At 69.7% G+C, this 17,965-nt stretch carries 21 protein-coding genes; 11 read left to right on the top strand and 10 right to left on the bottom strand.

The features are described 5' to 3' along the window. Positions 1-39: 39 nt before the first annotated feature. A complete protein-coding gene (locus AC1RU4_RS19865) occupies positions 40-1,515 on the bottom strand; it encodes a sensor domain-containing diguanylate cyclase (protein ID WP_492892989.1) in 1,476 nt (491 codons plus the stop codon). 129 nt (positions 1,516-1,644) lie between these two features. Here AC1RU4_RS19865 and AC1RU4_RS19860 point away from each other — a divergent pair, with 129 nt between their 5' ends. Beyond that, a complete protein-coding gene (locus AC1RU4_RS19860; RefSeq protein ID WP_492892865.1) occupies positions 1,645-1,803 on the top strand; it encodes a hypothetical protein in 159 nt (52 codons plus the stop codon). Between the two features lie 129 nt (positions 1,804-1,932). Further along, positions 1,933-2,589: an exopolysaccharide biosynthesis protein gene (locus AC1RU4_RS19855; protein ID WP_492892864.1), complete on the top strand. Its 657-nt coding sequence runs from the start codon at positions 1,933-1,935 to the stop codon at positions 2,587-2,589. A gap of 28 nt (positions 2,590-2,617) precedes the next feature. On the opposite strand, the gene AC1RU4_RS19850 is transcribed toward AC1RU4_RS19855, so the two are convergent. From AC1RU4_RS19850 to AC1RU4_RS19835, 4 genes are all read right to left on the bottom strand, one after another. Beyond that, the gene (locus tag AC1RU4_RS19850) at positions 2,618-2,827 is read right to left on the bottom strand and encodes a hypothetical protein (protein WP_492892863.1); all 210 of its coding nucleotides are present in this window, start codon (positions 2,825-2,827) and stop codon (positions 2,618-2,620) included. A 470-nt stretch (positions 2,828-3,297) separates the two neighbouring features. After that, positions 3,298-3,900, bottom strand: coding sequence for an NADPH-dependent F420 reductase (locus AC1RU4_RS19845; RefSeq protein ID WP_492892862.1), 603 nt, complete (start codon positions 3,898-3,900; stop codon positions 3,298-3,300). A gap of 38 nt (positions 3,901-3,938) precedes the next feature. After that, the gene (locus AC1RU4_RS19840; RefSeq protein ID WP_492892861.1) at positions 3,939-4,706 is read right to left on the bottom strand and encodes a 3-oxoacyl-ACP reductase family protein; all 768 of its coding nucleotides are present in this window, start codon (positions 4,704-4,706) and stop codon (positions 3,939-3,941) included. Positions 4,707-4,749: 43 nt separating this feature from the next. Further along, positions 4,750-5,322 carry an ester cyclase gene (locus AC1RU4_RS19835; RefSeq protein WP_492892860.1) on the bottom strand — a complete coding sequence of 191 codons (573 nt, stop codon included), beginning with the start codon at positions 5,320-5,322 and terminating at the stop codon, positions 4,750-4,752. A 99-nt stretch (positions 5,323-5,421) separates the two neighbouring features. Between AC1RU4_RS19835 and AC1RU4_RS19830 the strand changes: the two genes are divergently transcribed. The 3 genes from AC1RU4_RS19830 to gnd all read left to right on the top strand — a co-directional run bounded on the left by AC1RU4_RS19830 (position 5,422) and on the right by gnd (position 8,231). Next, complete coding sequence (locus tag AC1RU4_RS19830) at positions 5,422-6,348, top strand: LysR family transcriptional regulator (RefSeq protein WP_492892859.1); 927 nt, start codon at positions 5,422-5,424, stop codon at positions 6,346-6,348. Positions 6,349-6,479: 131 nt separating this feature from the next. Beyond that, positions 6,480-6,770 (top strand): hypothetical protein, encoded by a 291-nt coding sequence (locus AC1RU4_RS19825; protein ID WP_492892858.1) that lies wholly within the window; start codon positions 6,480-6,482, stop codon positions 6,768-6,770. 27 nt (positions 6,771-6,797) lie between these two features. Beyond that, complete coding sequence (gnd, locus tag AC1RU4_RS19820) at positions 6,798-8,231, top strand: NADP-dependent phosphogluconate dehydrogenase (protein ID WP_492892857.1); 1,434 nt, start codon at positions 6,798-6,800, stop codon at positions 8,229-8,231. 167 nt (positions 8,232-8,398) lie between these two features. Here the strand turns inward: gnd and AC1RU4_RS19815 are convergent, their stop codons facing one another. Together AC1RU4_RS19815 and AC1RU4_RS19810 are read right to left on the bottom strand one after the other, a co-directional pair. Continuing rightward, positions 8,399-9,733 carry an NAD(P)H-dependent oxidoreductase gene (locus AC1RU4_RS19815; RefSeq protein ID WP_492892855.1) on the bottom strand — a complete coding sequence of 445 codons (1,335 nt, stop codon included), beginning with the start codon at positions 9,731-9,733 and terminating at the stop codon, positions 8,399-8,401. A gap of 102 nt (positions 9,734-9,835) precedes the next feature. Further along, entirely contained in the window at positions 9,836-10,858 is a 1,023-nt protein-coding gene (locus AC1RU4_RS19810; RefSeq protein ID WP_492892854.1) for a sugar-binding transcriptional regulator, read from the bottom strand. A gap of 127 nt (positions 10,859-10,985) precedes the next feature. On the opposite strand from AC1RU4_RS19810, the gene AC1RU4_RS19805 reads away from it, so the two are divergent. Next, positions 10,986-11,435: a MarR family winged helix-turn-helix transcriptional regulator gene (locus AC1RU4_RS19805; protein ID WP_492892852.1), complete on the top strand. Its 450-nt coding sequence runs from the start codon at positions 10,986-10,988 to the stop codon at positions 11,433-11,435. 27 nt (positions 11,436-11,462) lie between these two features. Here AC1RU4_RS19805 and AC1RU4_RS19800 read toward each other — a convergent pair whose 3' ends face one another. Continuing rightward, positions 11,463-12,398 (bottom strand): LysR family transcriptional regulator, encoded by a 936-nt coding sequence (locus AC1RU4_RS19800; protein ID WP_492892851.1) that lies wholly within the window; start codon positions 12,396-12,398, stop codon positions 11,463-11,465. A 190-nt stretch (positions 12,399-12,588) separates the two neighbouring features. Between AC1RU4_RS19800 and AC1RU4_RS19795 the strand changes: the two genes are divergently transcribed. The 5 genes from AC1RU4_RS19795 (at position 12,589) to AC1RU4_RS19775 (ending at position 16,935) form a co-directional block, all read left to right on the top strand. Then, positions 12,589-13,521 carry a ring-cleaving dioxygenase gene (locus AC1RU4_RS19795; protein ID WP_492892849.1) on the top strand — a complete coding sequence of 311 codons (933 nt, stop codon included), beginning with the start codon at positions 12,589-12,591 and terminating at the stop codon, positions 13,519-13,521. Between the two features lie 63 nt (positions 13,522-13,584). Further along, positions 13,585-14,256, top strand: coding sequence for an alpha/beta hydrolase (locus AC1RU4_RS19790; RefSeq protein WP_492892848.1), 672 nt, complete (start codon positions 13,585-13,587; stop codon positions 14,254-14,256). Between the two features lie 142 nt (positions 14,257-14,398). Then, positions 14,399-15,295, top strand: a complete 897-nt coding sequence (gene ypfJ, locus AC1RU4_RS19785; RefSeq protein WP_492892847.1) for a KPN_02809 family neutral zinc metallopeptidase — start codon at positions 14,399-14,401, stop codon at positions 15,293-15,295. A 14-nt stretch (positions 15,296-15,309) separates the two neighbouring features. Continuing rightward, positions 15,310-15,900 carry a molybdenum cofactor biosynthesis protein B gene (gene moaB, locus AC1RU4_RS19780; RefSeq protein WP_492892846.1) on the top strand — a complete coding sequence of 197 codons (591 nt, stop codon included), beginning with the start codon at positions 15,310-15,312 and terminating at the stop codon, positions 15,898-15,900. A 42-nt stretch (positions 15,901-15,942) separates the two neighbouring features. After that, on the top strand, positions 15,943-16,935 hold the full coding sequence (locus AC1RU4_RS19775) for a glycosyltransferase (RefSeq protein ID WP_492892845.1): 993 nt from the start codon (positions 15,943-15,945) through the stop codon (positions 16,933-16,935). A gap of 69 nt (positions 16,936-17,004) precedes the next feature. Here AC1RU4_RS19775 and AC1RU4_RS19770 read toward each other — a convergent pair whose 3' ends face one another. Together AC1RU4_RS19770 and AC1RU4_RS19765 are read right to left on the bottom strand one after the other, a co-directional pair. Beyond that, a complete protein-coding gene (locus AC1RU4_RS19770) occupies positions 17,005-17,601 on the bottom strand; it encodes a glycosyltransferase family protein (RefSeq protein ID WP_492892844.1) in 597 nt (198 codons plus the stop codon). A 152-nt stretch (positions 17,602-17,753) separates the two neighbouring features. After that, a partial coding sequence (locus tag AC1RU4_RS19765) for a hypothetical protein (RefSeq protein ID WP_492892843.1) occupies positions 17,754-17,965 on the bottom strand: 212 nt, incomplete at its 5' end.

Here is a 17,965-nt window from a genome sequence, read left to right as displayed (position 1 = left end):
CTTCGCCGGCGACTGATACTCCCGGCCCCGGCCGGCTGCTCAGATCTCGATGGCGGGGTCGAAGCTGCGCTTGTTCTCGTACATGCGCAGGTCGGCGCGCTTGACCACCGATTCCAGCCGCTCGCCGACGGCGCTGGTCGCCATGCCGATGGAGATGCTCAGCGTCTGGGTGGAGTGGAACTGGTTGTTCACCGCGATCAGTTCGGCGATGGCGGCCATGGCGAGCGTCCCGCCATCCTCGTCGATGCCGGGCAGCAGCACCGCGAATTCGTCGCCGCCGATGCGCGCGGCGACGTTCGGCTTGTCGATCGCCTTGCCCAGCACCTCGCCGGCCCGGCGCAGCAGGGCGTCGCCGGCGGCGTGGCCGAGCAGGTCGTTGACGATCTTCAGGTTGTTGAGGTCGATCATGAGGATGGTGACCGGGAACGGCCCGCGCCGCTCCAGCCGGTTCAATTCGTCGACATAGAAGGAGCGGTTGTAGAGCTTGGTCAGCACGTCGTGATTACCGAGATATTCGAGATAGGCCTCGGCTTTCTTGCGGGCGGTGATGTCGATCAGCGCCACCTGCACCAGCGACCAGTCGCGCTCATAGCCGGGCAGCACCGAGAATTGCAGGTGCACGTTGATCTCGTCGCCGGCGAGCGAATAATTCACCACCTCGCGCTGGTGGAGCAGCTTGCCGTTCCACAGGTCGATCAGCTGCTCGCGGAAATGCCGGTGCATGTCCTCGCGGAACACCTTGTCGATATTGGCGATCAGCGTCTTCTTGTCGCCGGCCTGGAACATGTCGAGCGTGTGCTGGTTCACGTCGATCACCCGCACCTCGCTGATGCAGCGCTGCACGAATTCCGGGTGCACGTCGGTGAAGACGCGCAGGTCGTCGATGCCGCAGCGCCGCAGGTCGTCGAGCAGATGCTTGATGGAGGAGAAGTCCTCGACCCACAGCGACACCGGCGAGTGCTCGAACAGCCCGCGTGCATATTCCTCGGCCTTGCCGGTGGCGCGACGGGCGGTCTCGCGCTCGGTCACGTCCTCGGTGCAGACGAGGACGCGGTCCATCGCCTCCTCGTGGCCGGGCAGCAGCATGCCCTTGAGCTGGATGTCCAGCCGGCCGCCGCTGAGCGTGTAATTGACGGTGTTGCTGGAGAAATGCGTCTCGCCGTCCCAGAGCAGGGCCAGTTCCTCGATATGCTGGCGCAGCATGTCGCCGCGCAGCACCTTGTCGAGATTGGCGACGAGGTGGTCGAGCGATTCGGCCTCGAAAAGCTGCAGCGTCGCCCGATTGACCTTGAGCACGCGGATGCACGCGGCGCATTCGGCGACGCGGCGCGAATCCTCCCACAGGAAGTCGCGCAGCGAGGTCACGCCCTGCGCGCGCCAGCGGTCGAACAGGGCCTTGAGATCGCTGTAGTCCTCCAGCCACATCGGAATAGGCGCCAGGTCGAATATCTGGCTGTCGTCGAAGCTGGAGGCATTGGCGGCCGTCGCGTGCGGGAGGTTCTGCTGATGCAGCATTCGCGCTTCACTCATGTCGTCAGTCGCGCCACCTTTGCCCATGTGGGCGCGAGCATTACCACGTTGGATGATGCGCGAATATTCCGAGTCTGGAAATATTGGCGTGGAGCGGTGTCGTAAGGTAATCAGGTGCGGTTTCCTGCGGCGGTTGTCGGCTACGCTGCCGGCGGTTCGATCGACAGGGGTGCCGCCGCGATGATCATGCACGACTTCACCGCCAAGCACTGGATCGTCGTGACGGTCATTCTTCTCATCGCGGTGGGCGCCTTCCTGTTCAGCTGGACGTGATCGGGCCGCGCCGCCGCGCAATGGCGGCTTCCGATGCGAGGCTTCTGGTCTTTGTCACATTCACTGCCTATCTGTAGGGGCGCGGCCGCCAGCGGCCGGTGAATGGGTCGGGGAGGAGCGTTCCGCATCGTGCAGTCCGATTGTCCGTCACCCGACCCCGTCGAGGACGTGCCGCCCGCCGCCGAAGCCGGCCGGCTGTCCGACGTGCTGAACGGCATCGCCTTCGACGAGACGCGCGAACGCATCGCCGTCGGCGATCTGCTCGCCGCCATGCAGGAGCGGGCGTTCGGGCCGCTGATGCTGGTCTTCGCGCTGCCGAACGTGCTGCCCACCCCGCCCGGCACGTCGGCGATCCTCGGCGCGCCGCTGATCTTCCTCACCGCGCAACTCGCGCTGGGCCGCGATCCCTGGTTGCCGCCGCTGATCGCCCGCCGCTCCATCGCCCGCAAGGATTTCGCCAGCTTCGTCACGCGCGCGGTGCCGTGGCTCGCCAAGGCGGAGGGCCTGCTGCGCCCGCGCCTGCGCGCGTTCGCCCATCCGCCGGCGGAATATGCGGTCGGCATCGTGTGCCTGATACTGGCGCTGGTGCTGGTGCTGCCGATTCCGCTCGGCAACATGCTGCCGGCGCTCGCCATCTGCATCCTGGCGCTCGGCATATTGGAGCGTGACGGGATCTGGGTGCTGGCCGGAATGGCGGTGGCGGTCGCCTCGCTCGGCGTGGTTTCCGGCGTGGTCTGGGGATTCGTGGAGGCCGGGCTGTATCTGGTGAAGAGCTTTCTCGCCTGAGCGGCGAGGGCCGCGCCGGACGGCCGGCCTAGCCGGCGATGGACTGGGCGCTGGCCAGTGCCCGCGTCAGCATGTCCAGGCACTCCTCCGCCTGCTCCTGCCCGACGGCATCGCCGCGCAGGCGCTGCGCCAGATCGCGCAGGTCGCGAATGGCGACGTCGACGGCGGTGATCAGGTCGATATCCGGTTCGGGATCGACATGCGGCGCCGGAACGGGGAAGGGAATCACATTACTCATGCGGCACTCGGTTCGGCGAATCGCGGTGTGGCGTTCCCTGAACGATGCCGGCAATTGGTTAACGCCATCCTCCCCTTACCGCAGACGGGCGCGAGATGGGCGGCGGATCCGGCTGGGCGGGCGCGAAGGGGGCAACCCGCGCCCGCCCGCCGGAACGCCGGAGCTGGAGGAAAGCTCCGGCGATGCGGGTCAGGCGTCGCAGCGCGCCGGACGGCGCGCGGGGCGCTCGTCGCGGGCGATGCGGCCCGCCGAGAAGGTCGCCAGCGAGATGAAGGCGGCGAAGAGGGAGATGATCGTGACGTTCAGCATGACGCTTCTCCTTCGAGGGATGATCGGGGCCGGCCGTCGGTGGCCGCGTCCCGGTCCGGTGTTGCGATATGTATCGCACACGATCTTATCTGCGGCGATATGAATATTCGCATGGCCACCCCCGCGGCGCTGCATGGCGCGATGGCGTGCGGGCCTTCGGCTCAGCCGAAGCGCACCAGGTTGAGGCCCGGCAGCGGCCCGCCGGGGAACTGCGCCAGCCTGCCGCCGATGGCGAGCGGGCCGAGATCGATGCCGGCAAAGCCCAGCGCCTCGATCAGCGCGCCGACCTCGGCCTTGGCCGGCGCGTCGTCGCCGGAATAGAACAGCACCCGCTTGCCGCCCTCCGCCGCCGGATCGCTGGCGAGCACCTGCGCCAGCAGGTGGTTGAACGCCTTCACCAGCCGGGCTCCCGGCACCAGCCCGGCGACGATCTCGCTCGACAGCCGCCCGTTCAGTTCCGCCGGCTTGAACAGCGGCGCCTCGATCGGGTTGTTGGCGTCGATGACGATGCGGCCGCCGAAATCCGGCAGGCCGGCCAGCGCCGCCGGCAGCTTGGTCCAGTTCACCGCCACCAGCACGATGTCCCTGGACGCCGCATCCTCGCGGGTGCCGGCGGTGATGGACGCGCCGAGCCCGGCGACGAGCGGGGCGAGGCTGTCCGGCCCGCGGCTGTTGGACAGGGTGGCGGGGATGCCGGCGCGGGCGAGCGCGCGGGCGAAGGCGGCGCCGATATGGCCGGCGCCGATGATGCCGATGCTGTTCATGGCATGTCTCCTCGATGGGGGTGGAACGGGATGGCGGATCAGGCGGTGAAGCCGCCATCGGCGACGATGTCGGCGCCGGTGACGAAGCCGGCCTGTGGGCTGGCGAGATAGGCGACCACGCTGGCGATCTCCTCCGGCTTGCCGTAGCGGCCGACCGCCATGCCGGGGCCGACGATCTTGGAGACCGGGCCGCCGTCCGGGTTCATGTCGGTGTCGGTCGGGCCGGGATGCACGGTGTTCACCGTGATGCCCTTCGGGCCGAGGTCGCGCGTCAGGCTGCGGTTGAAGCCGGCCACCGCGCCCTTGGTCAGCGTGTAGAGCGAGGCGGTGGGGAAGGCGGCGTAGCGCACCATCGACGAGCCGATATGCACCACGCGCCCGCCGGGCTTCATGTGGCGCACCGCCTCCTGGGTGGCGACGAACACGCCGGTGACGTTCACCGCGATCATCCGCTCATAGTCCTCGAAGCGGATCTCCTCGATGGGGCCGCCGAGCGCGATGCCGGCATTGTTGACGAGGATGTCGAGCCCGCCGAGTTCCTCGACCGTTCGCGCCACCGCGGCGCGCACCGCCTGCGGGTCGCCGGCATCGGCCCTGATCGGCAATGCGGTGCCGCCGGCCGCGCGGATCGCCCGCGCGACCGCCTCCGCCTTGTCGGGTGAAGAGGCATAGGTGAAGGCGACGGCGGCGCCGTCGGCGGCGAGCCGGCCGGCAATGGCGGCGCCGATGGAGCGCGAGCCGCCGGTGACGAGGGCGACCTTGCCGGCGAGGGCGACCTTGCCGGCGAGGGGGAGAGCATTGGTCATGGGGATATTCCTTGCGTTCGATCTATCGGGATGAGGAGGGCGATCAGCCGCGGATCTGGGCGAGCAGCGCGGTGCCGTCGGCGACGGCCCAGTGGTCGGCGATGCGGCCGTCGCGGATGCGGAACACGTCGATGACGGTGAAGCGGGTGGCGCGGCCGGTGGCGGCGAGGCCCATGAACGGGCCGAGATGGGTGCCGTGATAGGTCTTGTAGGTGCTCACCAGATCGCCTTCGGCGACCTGCAGGTGAATCTCGGCCCGCCAGTCCGGGAAGCCGGCGCGGAAGGCCCGGTAGATGGCGCGGGTGCCGTCGCGGTCCGGGGCAAAGCCGCCGAACGGCGTGTGGTCGACATAGTCGGGGGCGAACAGCGTCTCGAACAGGTCGAAATCGCCGCCCTGCTGCACGCCCTCCAGCAGGCGGCGGACGGTCGCCTTGTTGGCGGCAGCCGCGTCGGGCTGCGCGGCAAGGGCCGGGACGGGCAGCAGCGCGCCGGTCAGCCCGGCGAGGACCGCGCGGCGGCCGAGGGAGGCGAGCGGGAACGAAGCCGGGCGGGACGTCGAGGCGGAAGCTGGAGCGGAAGTCGGGGCGGAAGCTGGAGCGGAAGTCGAGGCGGTCATGGCCGTCACTCCGTTTGCGTTGGTGGAGTGAATGTGGCCGCTTTATTCATCGCGGATTAGCCGGTAATATCGGCAATCACTTTCAATGATATGTTGAAAATGGAAAGCCTCGCCCATCTCGAATCCTTCCTGCGCAGCGCCGAGGCCGGCAGCTTCTCCGCCGCCGCGCGGCGGCTCGGGCTGACCCCGGCGGCGGTGAGCCGCAACGTCGCGCTGCTGGAGCGCGGCCTCGGCGTGCGGCTGTTCCAGCGCACCACGCGCCGGCTGGCGCTGACCGAGGCGGGCGAGCGCTTCCTCGCCGGAATCGGCGGTCCCCTCGACGCATTGCGCACGGCCATCGCCGACGTGGCGGAGGGCGGCGAGCCGGCCGGCGTGCTCAGGGTCAGCCTCAGCCCCACCTTCGGCGTCGCGCATATCCTGCCGCTGCTGCCGGCCTTCCGCGCCCGCTATCCGCGCGTGCGCATCGACTGGCAGTTCGACAACCGGCAGGTCGACCTGGTGGCGGAAGGCTTCGACGCGGCGATCGGCGGCGGCTTCGATCTCGCCCCCGGCCTCGTCGCCCGCCCGCTCGCCCCCGCCCATATCGTCGCGGTGGCGGCGCCGGCGCTGGTGGCGGGCCGCGCGCTGCCGCTCGATCCGGCCGGGCTCGCGGCGCTTCCGGGCATCGTCATGCGCGCGGCCCGCACCGGGCGCGTCCGCCACTTCGTCATGCGCGATATCGCCGGGATGGAGATGCCGGCCCTCATCGGCGAGGACATCATGCTGAACGATCCCGCCGCCTTGTGCCGGGCGGCGCGGCTCGGCCTCGGCGTCACGCTGGTGGCGATGCCGGACGCGCTGGCCGATCTCGAATCCGGTGCGCTGGTCCGCCTGCTGCCGAACTGGTATGCCGATCTCGGCGCCATCTCGCTCTATTATCCGAGCCGGACGCTGCTGCCGGGCAAGACCCGCGCCTTCGTCGATTTCGTCACCGAGGCGTTCCGTCGCCAGCGCCTCGCCGAGCGCTTCGCCGGCAGCCTCGGCTGACCGGGTGTGCCTGAAACGCGGGTCACGCATGCGGGGGCACGCGCGCGGGTCACAAGCGCGGCGTTTGGTGCTACTCGTCAGGCAACCACGGCCGGCGCGCGCCGCCTGCCCGAGAAATCCAAGGAGACCCCATGAGCGACGGACCCGCCCTCTCGCCCATCGCCGCCTTCGCCAGCTGGGACAAGGACGAGCAGGGGCGCCTCAAGATGTGGCCGCTGCAAGCCTTCACCACCGCGCTGATGAACGGCGAGACCGTCGGCCTGCGCCTCGAGATCGGCGCCTCGCCGCCCAAGCCCGGCGAGCCGGTGCCGGCGCTGCAACTGGTGCTGCAGCCCTCGCAGGTGCGCGAACTCGCCCATGCGCTGGCGGAGGCCGAAGCGCGCCTGGCCGACGCGCATTTCGCCACGGTCGGCCGCGCCTGACACATTCCCCCATCCAACGGTATCGCAATGACAAAGCTCGCTGACATCGGCGTCTACGGCCTCGCCACCATGGGCGCGAATCTCGCCCGCAACGCCGCCGGCAAAGGCTTCGCGGTGGCGATCGCCAACCGCAACCCGGACCGCACCGACGAACTCATGGCCGAGCATGCCGGCGAGGGCACCTTCCTGCCGGCGCACTCGATCGCCGCATTCGTCGCTTCCATCGCCCGGCCGCGGCCGATCCTGATCATGGTGAAGGCCGGCGCGCCGGTCGACGCGGTGATCGAGGAACTGTTGCCGCACCTGGAGCCGGGCGACATCATCATCGACGGCGGCAATTCGCTGTTCACCGATACCGCCCGCCGCAACGCCTATCTCAAGGGCAAGGGCCTGCGCTTCGTCGGCATGGGCGTCTCCGGCGGCGAGGAGGGCGCGCTCACCGGCCCCTCGATGATGCCGGGCGGCGAGGTCGAGGCCTATGAGCGGGTGGCGCCGATGTTCACCCGCATGGCGGCGCAGGTCGACGGCGAGCCGTGCTGCACCCATATCGGCCCGGACGGCGCCGGTCATTACGTGAAGATGGTGCATAACGGCATCGAATATGCCGACATGCAGCTGATCGCCGAGGCCTACGACCTGATCAAGACGCTGCACGGGCTGGAAGCGCCTGCCATCGCCGACATTTTTGCCGAGTGGAACAAGGGCGAGCTCGATTCCTACCTGATCGAGATCACCGCCGACGTGCTGCGCAAGATCGACGCCTCCACCGGCCGCCCGCTGGTCGACGTCATCACCGACGAGGCCGCGCAGAAGGGCACCGGCATGTGGACCTCGAAGTCGGCGCTCGATCTCGGCGTGCCGCTCACCGCCATCACCGAGGCGGTGTTCGCCCGCGTGCTCTCCAGCCGCCGCGACGAGCGGCTGCAGGCCGAGAAGCTGCTCGTCCACCCGCCGCAGCCGGTGACGCCGGCGACGCCGGAAGCCATCGAGGCGATCCGCGCCGGGCTTTATGCTTCCAAGATCGTCGCCTATGCGCAGGGTTTCCAGGAGATCCAGGTTGCCTCCGACGAGTTCGGCTGGAACCTGAAGCTGGGCGATCTCGCCACCATCTGGCGCGGCGGCTGCATCATCCGCGCCCGCTTCCTCAACCGCATCCGCGAGGCCTATGGCGACGGCGCCCCGGTGGCGAACCTGCTGTTCGAGCCGTATTTCCGCGAGGCGGTGCTGGCTGCCGAGCCGAAATGGCGCTCGGTGGTGGCGCGAGCGGTGGAGGCCGGCGTGCCGACCCCGGCCTTCTCCTCGGCGCTGGCCTATTATGACGGGCTGCGCCGCGGGCGGGGACCGGCGAACCTGTTGCAGGGCCTGCGCGATTATTTCGGCGCCCACACCTATGGCCGGCTCGACAGGCCCGGCAAGTTCCACACCCGCTGGGCGCAGGACGGCACCGAAGTCGAGGGGTGAGCGCGCGCGGGAACGTTCTTTCTCAACCCTCTCCCCATGGGGGAGAGGTGGCCCGCGAAGCGGGTCGGTGAGGGGCACGACGCTTCGGCGGCTTGAAGACCCTCACCCCACCCCTCTCCCCGACGGGGAGAGGGAGCAGGTCGTTCTGCGCGTCGGAAACCCGCCGCTTACGCCGCCAGATATTGCGCGTCGGACTGGTCGAGCCGGCGGCGCATCTGCGTCACCACCAGCGCCTCGTCGGGGGCGCAGTTCTCATAGGTCAGCCGCTCGCCGATACGGATCGGCCGCAGCACCCGCGCCTTCTCGGCGAGGCCGAGCGGCAGCGCGAAGCTGTCATGCGCGGCGCGCCATTCCATCGCGTGGCCGCGATAGTCGTATTCGCCGATCTTGCCGAGCACCTGGCCGGCGGCGAGGTCGCGCTTGGCCACCGCGGCGCATTCCGCCACCGGATGGTCCAGCACCTCCATGTCCGGCCGGCCGTGCAGCACGGCGCGCACCGCCGAGAGCGGCACCTCCAGGCTGGTGAGATGATAGGGGCGCAGCAGCGCGAAGCAGGGGCCGGGGCCGACCTTGAGGTCGGTCATGCGCTCCAGCACCCGGGGATGGCGCGGCTTGACGATGCAGAACACCCCCGGCGCCACGCCCTTGCCGATCGAATAATCGACCACGCCCGAGCGCGAGAGCAGGCCGCCATCCTCCCGCGTGCACAGCACCTGCGCCAGTTCCTCGCGGGTGGCCTTGGGGCCGTGCATGCCCGGCACGTCCGGCACGAGGCCGGTGGCGTTGGCTAGCGCGGTCATCTCCACCATGGTCTTGGAGCCGTCGACGAACTCCACCAGCATGCGCGGGTTCATGTTCCGCGCCCGCGCCTCGGCTTCGTACTCGTCCGGGGTGGCGTCGAATTTCAGCGGGTTGTTCTTGCCCTTGCCGGCGGCGACGATCTCGAAGCCCAGCGACTGGGCGAAGCCGATCAGCTCGATGGTGGCCGCCGGCTCGTCGCCCGCCGCGCCGGTCAGCACCACGCCGGCCTTGCGGGCCTCCTGCTTCAGCCAGCGGCCGATGGTGATGTCGGCCTCGACATTCAGCATGACGACGTGCTTGCCGTGTCCCATCGCCTCCAGCGCCACCAGGGTGCCGGCATTGGGATTGCCGGTGGCGTCGATCACCACGTCGATATGCCCGGCCGCGCACAGCGCCCGGTAGTCGTCGGTGATGGCGATGCGCCCCGCCTCGACGATGCGGTCGACCGCGGCGGCGGTGGAGGCGGCGACGAGGTCGCCCCGCGCGTGCCCGGCCATCAGCGCGGCGTCGATGGCGGCCTGCGGGTCGATCTCGGAAATCGCGCCGATGCGCACGCCCGGCATCAGCGCCACCTGCACCACGATGTCGGTACCCATCTGGCCGGCACCGGCCAGCCCGATGGTCACCGGGCCGTGGGCCTGTGTCCACCTGTCCAGTTCGGCGGCGATACCCGACCGCACGATCCTGTTTTCGACGAGCATGGCGAAACCTCTCAGGACGCGGCGCCGATGGTGTGCCGCGCATCAGTGCCCTTCGGTACTCGACATTTGTTCCGAGTCAAATGCGGATGTGTCGCGCGGGGGTCAGAAATCGGCGCCGGCGGCTTCCAGTACCCGCGTCGCGGTCGCCTCGTCGGTGATGAACACCGTCGGGCGCAGCAGCCGCAGCGCCCCGAGGATCGCCGGCGTCTTCGCCGGCCCGCCGGAGGTGAGGATGCGCTCGGGCGTGGAGCGCAGCGTCTCGATCGGGATCGACATCACCCGCGTGTTGATCGGGTGATCGACCGGCTTGCCCTCGATGTCGAAGAAATTATAGGCGATGTCGCCCACCGCGCCGGCCGCCACCAGCGAGGCCCAGTCCGCCCCGGAGAAGAAGCCGAATCGCAGCGAGGTGCTGCTGTCGTCCATCTCGCCGACGCTCACCACCACCGCGTCCATCCGCCGGGCGAGGGTGTAGACCGTCGACAGGCCGCAGCGCTCGATCAGCGCCCGCTTGGTCTCGACGCTGTCGACGATGGCGGGGGCGGCGATGAGGTGGCAGTCGGCCTGGTACAGCCGCGACAGCTGCCAGGCGAATTCCGAGGGATTGTACTGCTTGGCCTTGGTGATGCCGCCGAGCAGCGAGACGACCGAGAGATTGGCGACCGGCTTCTCGTCGATGAAGCCGAGCGCGCGCATCAGCGTGCGGCCCCAGCCGAAGCCGATGGTCATGTCGGAGCGGATCAGCTCGGAGATGAACTGGCCGGTGGCCGCGCCGATGGCGGCGGTCGGGTCGGCCGCGGGATCGGAGACCGGCGCCACGATCGCCTCCTTGAGGCCGAAAGCCTTCTGCAGGCCCATTTCCAGCCGCGGCAGCTCGGCGATCTCGCGGCTGAGGCTGATCTTGACCTCGTTGAGGCTGCGGGCATCGGCAAGCAGGCGCACCACGGTGACGCGGCCGATGTCGAGCGCCTCGGCGATGGCGCTCTGCGTCATGCCCTCGACATAGTACATCCAGGCGGCGCGCAGCCGCAGGCGGGCGGAGCGTCGTCCGCTGGCGCTGAGCCCGGAATAGGCGTCGGCCTCGGGCAGATCGGCAGGCTTCATCCTTGCGGCACCTTCCGACATGTCCCCCGTCTCCCCGGTCGTTCCGTATCGGATGCTATAGAGGAGCCGCCGTCCATCTTCAAATGCCGGGGGTCGCGCGGCGAATTGGCGCTTGAGGTGGCGGGCGATCGGGGGCAGATTCGCGGCCATGCCCGACACCTCAGAAAAGCTGAAGCTCGACGACTTCCTGTGTTTCGCCGTCTATTCGGCGAACCACGCCTTCAACCGCGTCTACAAGCCGCTGCTGGACCGGCTCGGGCTCACCTATCCGCAATATCTCGCCATGGTGACGCTGTGGTCCGGCGACGGGCTGACCGTCGGCCAGATCGGCGACAAGGTGCTGCTGGAGACCAATACGCTCACCCCGCTCCTGAAGCGGCTGGAGAGCGCCGGGCTGGTGCGCCGGGTGCGCGACGCGCAGGACGAGCGGCAGGTGCGCATCTATCTCACCGACAAGGGCAAGTCGCTGAAGGCCGAGGCGCTCGCCGTGCCGCGCGAGATGGGCCTGTGCCTCGCCCGCGACCGCAAGGCGGTGGAGCGGCTCACCGGCGAGCTCGCCGCGCTGCGCGACACGCTGCTGGCGCGCTCCAAGGCGTAGGTCCCGGCCTTAAGTCCCGGCTTGCGCTCAGGCCGCCGCCTCGGTGGAGGCGAGGCCGTTGCCCTCGATGAAGCGGCGATGCCGGGCGATCGCCTCGGCGAGGAAATCGAGGAACGCCCGCACCCGCGGCGAATGGCGCAGGTCCGGGTGGGTCAGCAGCCAGAGGTCGGCGGCGAAGTCCGGCTCCGGCGGGGCGAGGCGCACCAGCGAGGGGCGGGCATCGCCGATCATGCACGGGATATGGCCGATGCCGAGCCCGGCCTCCACCGCCTCGGCGAGGCCGAGCACGGTGTTGATCCGGTAGGCGACATTCTCCGGCGGCACATGGGCCTCGACATATTTCACCGCCTTCAGCGTGCCGAGATTCTCCCCCAGCGACACCCAGTTGCGGGCATGCAGCGTGCCCATGTCCACCGCCGCCGGGTCGGGGAAGTCCTCGGCCCGCCCGTACAGCGCCCAGGCGATGCGGGCGATGCGCCGCCCGACCAGGTTTTCCGGCGGGCTGTCGGTGGCGCGGATGGCGACGTCGGCGTCGCGCCGCGACAGGTTCAGCGCCTGGTTGGAGAGCACGATGTCGAGCTGGACCTGCGGGTAGCGGCGGCGGAACTCCGCCATCATCGGGATCAGCAGGTGGATCAGCAGCGAATCCGGCGTCGTCACCCGCAATTCGCCGCAGGGCGCCGGCTCGCGCCCGGCGATGCGCCGGCCGGTGGAGGTGATCTCGTCGTCGAGCCGGGTGGCGAGCGCCACCATCTCCTCGCCGGCGGGGGTGAGCGCATAGCCGGTGCGGTGGCGCTCGAACAGCGTGGTGCCGAGCGCCTCCTCGATCTGCTTCAGCCGCCGGAACACCGTCGAATGGTTGACGCCGATCTGCGCCGCGGCGGCCGGAAGGCCCCTGGCGTCCGCCACCGCCTTGATCAGCCGGAAGTCGTCCCAGGCAAGGTTCTTGAAAGGGTCGGCCATGGCGCTTTTTCCAAGTAGCTGGCGATACTGAGGAATTTCAGAACGCGTCTTTCCTCGTTGCAATGCGGTATACATATCAGCAGAGGATAGATTGCGTCAATGCAATAGATAGGGCGTGGCATCGCGCCGCTCCGGGCTTATGTGTTGGCCCATGCAAGAGCGCATCGGCGCTTCAGAGAGGGCAAAGACCATGACCCGCAACGGCATTCACCACGTCACCGCGATCGCTGGCAACGCGCGTCGCAACCTCGAATTCTACACCGGCACCCTCGGGCTGCGGCTGGTGAAGAAGACGGTCAATTTCGACGATCCCGGCACCTATCACCTCTATTACGGCGACGAGGCCGGTTCGCCGGGCACCATCCTCACCTTCTTTCCGTGGGACCACGTCGCACCGGGCCGCCTCGGCATCGGCGAGACGCAGGAGACCGCGTTCCGCGTGCCGGAGAATTCGATCGGCTACTGGACGCATCGCTTCGTCGACAAGGGCGTCGCCCACAGCGCGCCGGTGAAGCGCTTCGGCGAGACCGTGCTGTCCTTCAAGGACCCGCACGGCATGCGCCTCGCTCTGGTCGGCGTCGCCGGCATCGAGAACGAGACCGCCTGGATCGGCACCGACGTGCCGGCCGAGCATGCCATCCGCGGCTTCCACGGCGTCAACCTGCTGCTGGCCGACGCCGCGCCCACCGGCGCCATCCTGACCGACGTGTTCGGCTTCAGGGAGCTCGGCCGCGAAGGCTCGCTGGTGCGCTTCAAGGCGGACGGCACCGACATGGGCGGCATCGTCGACATCCATGTCGCCGGCTCGTTCCTGCCGGCCCGCATGGGCGGCGGCTCGGTGCACCACATCGCCTTCCGCGCGGCCGACGACGCGGCGCAGGAGGAGATGGTGCGCAAGCTGCGCGAGCATCACGGCCTCCAGACCACGGAGCAGAAGGACCGCAACTATTTCCGCTCCGTCTATTTCCGCGAGCCCGGCCACGTCCTGTTCGAGATCGCCACCGACATCCCCGGCTTCGCCGCGGACGAGCCGCTGGCCACCCTCGGCCAGGCGCTGAAGCTGCCGGACTTCCTGGAGAGCCGCCGCGCCAATATCGAGGCGGTGCTCCCCGACGTCGCCTGACCTTCCATCGTCCCGCCGCCCGTCGCGGCGGGGCGTCTCCCCTTCGAACCACAGGAGGCTGTCATGACTGCCGCCACCAACATGGCCGCTGCGACTCCGCCGACCTTCATCCATCGCTACGTCCCCGCCGACCGGCCGGACCGGGCGCCGCTGCTGCTGCTCCACGGCACCGGGGGCAACGAGGACGACCTCCTCGGCCTCGGCGAGCGCGTCGCGCCCGGCGCGGCGCTGATCTCCCCGCGCGGCAAGGTGACGGAAGGCGGTGCGCCGCGCTTCTTCCGCCGTTTTGCCGAGGGCGTGTTCGACGAGGCGGACCTCGCCGCCCGCACCCACGAGCTCGCCGATTTCGTGGAAGCGATCCGCCGGGAGCACGGCCTGCCGGCGCCGGTGGCGCTCGGCTTCTCCAACGGCGCCAACATCGCCGCCTCTATGCTGCTGCTGCGCCCCGAGGCGCTGGCCGGCGCGGTGCTGCTGCGGGCCATGTCTCCCTTCGCGGAGAAGTCGCCCTTCGCCAATCCGCCGAGGGCCGATATCGGCGGCAAGCCGGTGCTCATCCTCTCCGGCGACATGGACCCGATCGTGCCGTCCGGGAACGCCGCCCGCCTCGCCGCGACGCTGAAGGCATCCGGCGCACGGGTGACGCACCAGGTGCTGCCGACCGGCCACGGCCTGTCTTCGCCGGACCTCACGCTGACGAAGCAGTTTCTCGACGGGCTCGCCGCGCCCGTCGCCTGACGAATCTCGCCGCCGGCATCATGGAACCGGCGGCGTCCTCGCGCATTGCCGCTGTGGCGCGGCTGGATCGCCGCCGCGCGTCCTATTATGGTCGGGACCAGGATCATGACAGCCGGCGGTTCGTCCGGCGCGGGAGGCGACCATGCGGTGGGAAGATTTCCGGCGCAGCGACAATGTCGAAGACCGGCGCGGTTCGGGGGGCGGTTTCGGCGGCGGCGGCGGCCTGCCCGGCGGCCGGGGCGGCCTCGGCATTGGCGGCCTGATCATCGTCGGCCTGATCGCCTGGGCCACCGGCATCAACCCGGCGGTGCTGATCGGCGGCGCCGAGATCCTGTTCGGCGACGGCCAGCAGCAGACCGACACCGCCCAGCCGCCGGCCAAGCGCGCCGCGCCGGACGACCAGCTCGGCCGGTTCGCCAGTTCCGTGCTGGCCCAGACCGAGGATGTGTGGACCGCCGTGTTCAAGGAGACCGGCCGCACCTACCAGCAGCCCGGCATGGTGCTGTTTTCCGGCGCCACCCGCTCGGCCTGCGGCAATGCCCAGTCGGCCATGGGCCCGTTCTATTGCCCGAACGACCAGAAGGTCTATCTCGACCTCTCCTTCTTCCAGGAGCTGAAGAGCCGCTTCCGCGCGCCGGGCGACTTCGCCGCCGCCTATGTGATCGCCCATGAGGTCGGCCACCATGTCGAGAACCAGATCGGCCTGCTCGCCAAGGTGCAGGAGCGCCAGCGCCAGGTCTCCCGCGCCGAGGCCAATGCGCTGTCGGTCAAGGTCGAGCTGATGGCCGACTGCCTTGCCGGCGTCTGGGCCTTTCACGCCGACAAGCAGTTCCAGATTCTCGAGGATGGCGATGTGGACGAGGCGCTGAACGCGGCGTCCGCCATCGGCGACGACCGGCTGCAGAAGCAGGCGCAGGGCTATGCGGTGCCGGACAGCTTCACCCACGGCTCCTCCGCCCAGCGCGCCACCTGGTTCAAGCGCGGGCTGAAGACCGGCTCGCTCCAGCAGTGCAACACCTTCAACGCCAGCAATATCTGAGGCGCGCCCGATCCATGGCCACACCGCCCGCCGACGTGCCGTCCGCGCGCCCGCCCGCCGCCCCGGCGGAGAGGTCCTTCGTCCCGCTTTCCATCGCCGTGCTGACGGTGTCGGACAGCCGCACCTTCGCCGACGACCGCTCGGGCGACACGCTGGCCGCGCGCATCGAGGCCGCCGGCCACCGCCTCGCCGACCGCGCCATCGTGCCGGACGATGTCGAGGCGATCCGCACTCGCGTGTCCGGCTGGATCGCCGATGCCGGCATCGATGTGGTCGTCACCACCGGCGGCACCGGCTTCACCGGCCGCGACGTCACGCCGGAGGCGGTGGAGCCGCTGTTCGAGAAGCGGATGGAGGGCTTCTCCACCGTGTTCCACATGGTCTCCTTCGCCAAGATCGGCACCTCGACGCTGCAGAGCCGGGCGACGGCGGGGGTGGCCAACGCCACCTACATCTTCTGCCTGCCCGGCTCGCCCGGCGCCTGCCGCGACGGCTGGGACGAGATCCTGGTGCGTCAGCTGGACATCCGCCACCGGCCATGCAATTTCGTCGAAATCCTCCCCCGCCTCGACGAGCACCTCAAGCGCGACAAGGCGCGAAGCTGATATGTCCCCGCCCGCCGGGAAGCAACAACGCGGAACACAGCCTTGTCGGAACAGCCTAAGCTCGCCGTCATCCTCGTCACCTACAACCACGCGCGCTTCATCGACGAGGCCCTCGACAGCATCCTGATGCAGGAGACCGCCGAGCCCTTCGAGATCATCGTCGCCGACGACGCCTCGCAGGACGATACCCGTGCCATCATCGAGCGCCGGCTGGCGGCGGCGGGGCGGACGGCGCGCTTCCTCGGCCCCGATCCCAATCTCGGCATCACCCGCAACTACCGGCGCGCCTTCGCCGCCTGCGATGCCCGATACGCCGCGGTGCTGGAGGGCGACGACTACTGGACGCGGCCGGACCGGCTCGCCACTATGGCCGGCTTTCTCGATGCCCACCCGGAATGCAGCATCTGCGCGGCCAACTACCAGATATTCAACGCCCGCGACGGCGCCCTGCGCACCCGCGTGCCGGTCGACGGCGGCTCCAGCTTCTTCGAGCCGCGGGCGCTGATCTTCGACAACGTGCCCGGCAATTTCTCCGCCTGCATGTACCGGGTCTCGGCGCTGCGCACCTTGCCGGAGCGGCTGTTCGACCTCATCGCCTATGACTGGGCGATCAATATCTGCGCCGCCCGCACCGGCCCGCTCGGGCTCCTGCATACGCCGATGTCGGTCTATCGCGACCATGGCGGCGGCCAGTGGAGCCAGCTGTCGCCCGCCGACCGGCTGCGCGGCCAGATAATGGTGATCGGGCAATATGACGAGGTGACCGACGGCGCCTTCCACGGCGAGTTCGAGATGCTGCGCGGCCATCTCGGCGGCCAGCTCCGGGAGCTGGAGGCCAGGGCGCAGGAGGCCGAGCTGGTGAGGGCCGAATGGCTCGAAGCCGAGCAGGGCGCCGGCGCGCCTCTCGCGCCGGATGCGCCCCCGGCCGGGCCTTCGTCCGAATCCTCGCCCCCGGCCGAGCCGGCGCCCCCGCGTCGGCGGCGGCGCAAGAAGCGCTCGGGCGGCGCGCTCAATCCGATCAACTGGTTTCGCTGAGGCGCCGGCCTGCCGTCGAGCCGGAGGACGTTTCGGTTCGGATGCCGGAAGCCGCCGTCAAGGGCCCCATCAGCCCGTCGGCAGCAGGATATGCGAGCGCAGCAGCACCAGCCGCCCCCGGCCGATGCGGCCCACCATCCGGTGCGGCGCCGTCGGGCCCGTCTCGTAGCCGCCCATCCGGTCGTAGAGCCGGCGATGGATCAGCAGTCCCTGCTCGGGCCGGGGCCGGCCGGTCACCGCCTGCCGGAATACGGAGGCGGTCTCCCGGAGGCGCGAGCCGATGCCGAAGCCGTCGAGCGCCACCCGGAAGCTGGCCGCGCGCATCTCGGTGCCGTCCGTGCGTTCCGCCTGGTCGATGAAGCTGCGCACCTCGCGCGTCCAGCCTTCCTGCAGCAGCCCCACGGGTTCGAGGAACAGCAGCCACGGGCCGCGCGCGCTCGCGGCGCCGATCTGCAGCCGCGCGCCGATATCGGCCGGGCCTTCGAGGTACTCGCAGCCGGCGGCGTCGGCGACCTCGGCGGTCTCGCCATAGGTTCCCGCCCCGGCGGGTCCGTCGACCAGCAGAACCTCGCGCACCAGCCCGACGGCGGCGCCCGGAACCAGCGCCGCGAGTGTCGGTATCAAGAGGTCGCCCGACTCGCGCGCCGGAATCACCACCGAGATCACGCGAAGCGCCCATCCCTTGTCAATCGTGCCGCCCGCAAATGATGACGGCCCCCGCAAACCCTTGTTCTGCCTACAGCAAGCCACCGGGCGCGTGAAGCGCCCGCCGGGGCATTTTGCATGATGTTCTTGATATGTTCGCATCTTTGCGCTAGCTAATCGGGCATGGAACGCCGCCCCGCCCCACCTGCCGATTCCGCCGCCGCGCCGCGGCCTCCGCTCCAGGCCGCGGCGGCCCGCTCCGCCGCGCCCGCCGCCGCCCGGTCCGGCGCCTCGAACCCCAGCGCCTCGAACCCCAGGCCGTCCACGCCAAAACATCTCGGCCGGCTGGCCGAGGAGCGGCAGGCCCGCCGCGCGGCCGAGGCGG

The sequence above is a fragment of the Ancylobacter sp. GW821-FHT10E12 genome (genome assembly GCF_058809335.1).
The sequence above is the reverse complement of the archived record's forward strand: the minus strand, read 5'-3'. Positions and strand labels throughout refer to the sequence as shown.

Coding starts and splice junctions, on each gene's coding strand:
- AC1RU4_RS19815 (WP_492892855.1), bottom strand. CDS start 9,733: ATGCTCGTCGAAAACAGGATCGTGCGGTCGGGTATCGCCGCCGAACTG.
- AC1RU4_RS19850 (WP_492892863.1), bottom strand. CDS start 2,827: ATGAGTAATGTGATTCCCTTCCCCGTTCCGGCGCCGCATGTCGATCCC.
- AC1RU4_RS19810 (WP_492892854.1), bottom strand. CDS start 10,858: ATGTCGGAAGGTGCCGCAAGGATGAAGCCTGCCGATCTGCCCGAGGCC.
- AC1RU4_RS19840 (WP_492892861.1), bottom strand. CDS start 4,706: ATGACCAATGCTCTCCCCCTCGCCGGCAAGGTCGCCCTCGCCGGCAAG.
- AC1RU4_RS19795 (WP_492892849.1), top strand. CDS start 12,589: ATGACCCGCAACGGCATTCACCACGTCACCGCGATCGCTGGCAACGCG.
- AC1RU4_RS19830 (WP_492892859.1), top strand. CDS start 5,422: ATGGAAAGCCTCGCCCATCTCGAATCCTTCCTGCGCAGCGCCGAGGCC.
- moaB (WP_492892846.1), top strand. CDS start 15,310: ATGGCCACACCGCCCGCCGACGTGCCGTCCGCGCGCCCGCCCGCCGCC.
- ypfJ (WP_492892847.1), top strand. CDS start 14,399: ATGCGGTGGGAAGATTTCCGGCGCAGCGACAATGTCGAAGACCGGCGC.
- AC1RU4_RS19865 (WP_492892989.1), bottom strand. CDS start 1,515: ATGCTGCATCAGCAGAACCTCCCGCACGCGACGGCCGCCAATGCCTCC.
- AC1RU4_RS19800 (WP_492892851.1), bottom strand. CDS start 12,398: ATGGCCGACCCTTTCAAGAACCTTGCCTGGGACGACTTCCGGCTGATC.
- AC1RU4_RS19835 (WP_492892860.1), bottom strand. CDS start 5,322: ATGACCGCCTCGACTTCCGCTCCAGCTTCCGCCCCGACTTCCGCTCCA.
- gnd (WP_492892857.1), top strand. CDS start 6,798: ATGACAAAGCTCGCTGACATCGGCGTCTACGGCCTCGCCACCATGGGC.
- AC1RU4_RS19845 (WP_492892862.1), bottom strand. CDS start 3,900: ATGAACAGCATCGGCATCATCGGCGCCGGCCATATCGGCGCCGCCTTC.
- AC1RU4_RS19825 (WP_492892858.1), top strand. CDS start 6,480: ATGAGCGACGGACCCGCCCTCTCGCCCATCGCCGCCTTCGCCAGCTGG.
- AC1RU4_RS19790 (WP_492892848.1), top strand. CDS start 13,585: ATGACTGCCGCCACCAACATGGCCGCTGCGACTCCGCCGACCTTCATC.
- AC1RU4_RS19805 (WP_492892852.1), top strand. CDS start 10,986: ATGCCCGACACCTCAGAAAAGCTGAAGCTCGACGACTTCCTGTGTTTC.